This window comes from Rahnella sp. P4_A8 (assembly GCF_056402435.1).
The window spans coordinates 1-3,386 of the sequence record NZ_JBFUHK010000141.1; the positions used below are offsets into that span (position 1 = coordinate 1).

The following is a 3,386-nucleotide window of genomic DNA, read 5'->3' on the forward strand; positions in this document are numbered from 1 at the left end:
GAATTTTATTACCGTCCAGCTTGCTGATCACAACACGGCAACCAAAACCACCAAGCAGGAAAGCAATAGTCTGCGGGACATAGCTCAGCCCGATGGCACCGGGTGAATAACCCATGTCGCTCAGGATAAACGGTGAACCCGTTAACCACGCAAAGAATCCGGCTGAACAGGCGGCATAAATCATGACATTCCCGCTGTAAACAGGCGATTTCAGTAACGTCGCAAACCCTGTTTTATCAGCCTTCGCTTGTTTTGCCGGTTTATTCTCACGCAGAGTCAGCGTCGTCAGCACCAGGACGACGGCGACTGCGGTCAGCAGAGCAAAAATGGCTTCCCAGTCAAAATGATTGAGTACCCACGCACCAAGTAATGGTGCCAGTGCCGGAGAAAGAGCCACTAACGGCATAATGCTGGCGAAGGTTTTTTTCGCCACATCGGCAGAGAAACGGTCAACAACGATTGCCTGCCAGGTGACTGCGGCGGCACAAACGCCCATCGCCTGTAAGAAGCGCAGGGCCAGAAGGGCGCGTACATTCTCAACCCAGATAACGCCCAGACAACCGACCGCAAACAGTGTCAGACCAAGAAGCAATACCGGTTTACGGCCGATCCTGTCTGACAACGGCCCCCATAACAACTGACCGAGAGCAAATCCGCCGAGAAAAATGCTCAGACTTGCGCTGATCATCCCGGGGCTGGTCATCAGACTGGTTTGCATGGCGCTGAACGCAGGCAGATACATATCAGTGGCTAAAAAGCCCAGCATGCTCAGTCCCGCGAGATAGAGCATAAATCCAAAGGAGGGTTTCATTATCGTCTCATTAATTTATTTATTGCAGATGATGTGATGCAGATTACATACCGGAGGCGGAGTTTAACGCTTTGATAACAGGCTTGTGAAACGCTAATATTTGCACTCTGCTATCAAAAATATTGAAGGCTGAATTATGTGGTCAGAATACGCCCTTGAAGTGGTAGATGCCGTGGCAAGAACAGGTAGTTTTAGTGCGGCAGCGCAAGATTTGCACCGCGTACCTTCTGCTATCAGCTATACCGTCCGTCAGCTTGAGCAGTGGCTGGCCGTGCCGTTGTTTGAACGTCGCCATCGTGACGTGGTACTGACGCCTGCGGGAAAGGTTTTTGTCGATGAAGCGCGGATTCTGACAAAAAAAATGATAGCCACGCGCCGGCAGTGTCAGCAGGTGGCGAACGGCTGGCGCGGCGAATTACGTGTGGCGGTTGACCGGATTGTAAAACCCGCACGGACACGGCGTCTGGTGCTCGATTTCTACCGCCATTTTGCGGACACCGAACTCATTATTCACTCAGAAGTGTTTAATGGTGTCTGGGATGCGCTGGTTGACGGGCGGGCAGACGTGGCGATCGGTGCTACACGCGCGATACCGGTTGGCGGGGGCTTCAGTTTTCGTGACATGGGATTTATGGACTGGCATTGCGTCGTCAGCCCGCAACATCCGCTTGCGCAGTTATCCGGCGCGCTGAATGATGATGAGCTGCGGCCTTATCCTGCACTCTGTCTGGAAGACACCTCCCGGACATTGCCTAAGCGGGATACATGGACGCTGGATAACCAGCGGCGGCTGGTCGTGCCAGACTGGACCTGCGCGCTGGAATGCCTGACCGAAGGCTTATGCGTGGGTATGATGCCGGTTCATCGCGTCACGCCGTGGATAGAACAGAAAAAGTTGCAGGTGCTGACGCTGGAAAATACGTTTCCCGACAGCCCGTGTTGCCTGACGTGGGATCAAAGCAATCCGTCACCCTCGCTGGCCTGGTTGCTGGAATATATGGGCGATACAGAAACCATGAATCAGGAATGGCTGCGTGATTAGAAAAAAACGCCTGCATCTGCAGGCGTTCGATATCTGTTAACGGCGGTAATCGCGGTACGGACCATCGGCTACGGAACGGCGTTCGACCAGTTTCGGATGCACCTCAATGGTCTGAGACTCTTCACGCTTACTGACAATTCTGTCCAGCAACATGGTAAAGGCCATTTCACCCAGACGTTCTTTCGGCTGATGCACGGTTGTCAGCGCGGGGGAGAAGTAACGGGCGTTACGCACATTGTCGTAACCGATTACGGAAATATCCTGAGGGACGCGCAGGCCCAGTTCGTCTGCGGCACAGATTGCGCCCATTGCCATCACATCGCCGCCACAAAATACGGCAGTCGGGCGGTGCTTCTGCATCAGAATTTTATGCATCGCCTGATAGCCCGATTCCGGCTCGAAATCGCCCTGAACCACCCATTCGTCACGCAGCGGAATATTGGCTTCAGTCAGTGCTTTCACAAAACCCTGGAAGCGGCCACCGCCGGTATTACGTGCCAGTTGGCCCGGGATCACCCCAATATCACGATGACCGCGTTCAATCAGATAACGCCCGGCCATGTAACCCCCTTCGAAAGCATTATCAATAATGCTGTCGGTGAAGTTCTTACGCGCTTCGCCCCAGTCCATGACCACCATTGGGATCGAACGGTGCTCCTCGAGCATATTGAGCAACTCATCAGGATATTCCGCGCACATCACCAGCAAGCCATCGACGCGTTTTTGCGCCAGCATTTGCAGGTAGGCTTGTTGTTTTTCCAGATTATTATGCGAGTTACACAAAATCAGCGTATAGCCTTTGGAGAAGCAGCTGTTTTCTACGGCTTCAATCACTTCGGCAAAATAGGGCGCTTCGCTGGAGGTGGCAAGCAGACCGATCGTTTTGGTGTTATTGACCTTCAGACTGCGGGCTACAGCACTCGGCGAGTAATGTAACTCTTTGATTGCAAGGAGAACCGCTTCTTTGGTTTCTTCGGCGACGAAACGTGTTTTATTGATGACGTGCGACACGGTTGTAGTGGAAACGCCAGCGCGCTTTGCGACATCTTTAATCGTTGCCATGTAAACAATGACTCCTGAACTCACGTGTTTCAGCACGTTAGCATTATGTTAATCGTTTGCTTGCGTGGATCTCACTGCTGGCTTCTAAAAGGGCAGTGAAATCGTTGGGTGGATTCTTCAGAATGAGGCGTGAAATGCTCTCGGGTGAAATCAACCGGCACACAGGCGTGTTAACCGACAATTTTCTCTTATAATGCAGGAAAGTGGAAGTAAAATTCTCAGGGATACATTGTCATTCAGCACAAGATTTTAAATGTTAATTATGCGAAAATGCGTTGGCACACAATTAGTGTGGCTTAAAAAATGCCACAATTTGATCCGAAAGGGGGGTTTGATGGACAGCAACCTGAAATTATCGTTGATCACCACGGTATGCGCTTTGCTTATGATTATCGCTTTCAGTTTCACTGCGGTGATGAACTGATTCAGTAAGTGATCCGCCATAAAAAAGGGCGATTCCTGTTACAGGAA

The 3,386-nt window shown here is 51.5% G+C and carries 4 protein-coding genes; 2 read left to right on the forward strand and 2 right to left on the reverse strand.

Translation table 11 applies throughout. The features are described 5' to 3' along the window. On the reverse strand, positions 1 to 811 hold an 811-nt coding region (gene punC, locus AC1DUO_RS23750; RefSeq protein ID WP_477989050.1), incomplete at its 3' end, for a purine nucleoside transporter PunC. A gap of 136 nt (positions 812 to 947) precedes the next feature. On the opposite strand from punC, the gene punR reads away from it, so the two are divergent. After that, a complete protein-coding gene (gene punR / locus AC1DUO_RS23755; RefSeq protein ID WP_013576087.1) occupies positions 948 to 1,853 on the forward strand; it encodes a DNA-binding transcriptional activator PunR in 906 nt (301 codons plus the stop codon). Between the two features lie 36 nt (positions 1,854 to 1,889). Here the strand turns inward: punR and purR are convergent, their stop codons facing one another. Then, positions 1,890 to 2,915 (reverse strand): HTH-type transcriptional repressor PurR, encoded by a 1,026-nt coding sequence (gene purR / locus AC1DUO_RS23760; protein WP_013576086.1) that lies wholly within the window; start codon positions 2,913 to 2,915, stop codon positions 1,890 to 1,892. 334 nt (positions 2,916 to 3,249) lie between these two features. On the opposite strand from purR, the gene cydH reads away from it, so the two are divergent. Beyond that, on the forward strand, positions 3,250 to 3,339 hold the full coding sequence (gene cydH, locus AC1DUO_RS23765; RefSeq protein ID WP_122095584.1) for a cytochrome bd-I oxidase subunit CydH: 90 nt from the start codon (positions 3,250 to 3,252) through the stop codon (positions 3,337 to 3,339). Positions 3,340 to 3,386 lie beyond the last annotated feature (47 nt).

Coding starts and splice junctions, on each gene's coding strand:
- purR (WP_013576086.1), bottom strand. CDS start 2,915: ATGGCAACGATTAAAGATGTCGCAAAGCGCGCTGGCGTTTCCACTACA.
- punR (WP_013576087.1), top strand. CDS start 948: ATGTGGTCAGAATACGCCCTTGAAGTGGTAGATGCCGTGGCAAGAACA.
- cydH (WP_122095584.1), top strand. CDS start 3,250: ATGGACAGCAACCTGAAATTATCGTTGATCACCACGGTATGCGCTTTG.